The organism is Streptomyces monashensis (genome assembly GCF_001866665.1).
Lineage (GTDB): Bacteria > Actinomycetota > Actinomycetes > Streptomycetales > Streptomycetaceae > Streptomyces > Streptomyces monashensis.
The window spans coordinates 1-546 of the sequence record NZ_MLYO01000199.1; the positions used below are offsets into that span (position 1 = coordinate 1).

1 protein-coding gene is annotated in these 546 nt (G+C 69.0%); it reads right to left on the reverse strand.

What is annotated here, in order from left to right; translation table 11 throughout:
* A partial coding sequence (locus tag BIV23_RS45265) for an IS110 family transposase (protein WP_143079294.1) occupies positions 1 to 282 on the reverse strand: 282 nt, incomplete at its 3' end.
* Between the last annotated feature and the right edge of the window lie 264 nt (positions 283 to 546).

Sequence of the window (546 nt, forward strand, 5' to 3'; positions counted from 1 at the left end):
GATCCGCCGCATCGACAGGCCGGGCAGGTAGGCGACCTTGCAGCCAGCATCCCGGGCCACCGCCAGCGGCAGGGCGCCGATCGAGGCGGGCTGGTCCACGATCACCAGGACGGTGCCGAACTTGGTCTTCAGCTTCTCGAAGACGTCCCGCAGCTTCGGCTCGGTGTTCGGCAGCTGCTTGTCGAAGACCTTCTTGCCGCCCGGGGTGAGTCCGTGGCCGTGGTGGTGGCTCTTGCCGACGTCCAGGCCCAGGAAGACGCCTATCTCGTCGCTGTCGTTCAAGCCGTCCTCCGATGCGGGGTTGTGCGGTGCTGGCCGGGGCGTTGGCGTCGTGCGCGCATCCACGTTATGCAGACCTGCCGCCTACGAAAGGCCGGGCGTTGCGCTCGGCCGGGCGGTAGTCGGACCTCTCATCAGCGTCTCCAACGGCGCCTCTCGGGCCCGGTGGCACCACCCCCCAGGTCATGCCCTCGACAGGGGGGAACAGCCATGCCGGGCCCGGAGGCCAGCGGCCCTCTTGCAGGACCGCGGAAAACATAACGGGGG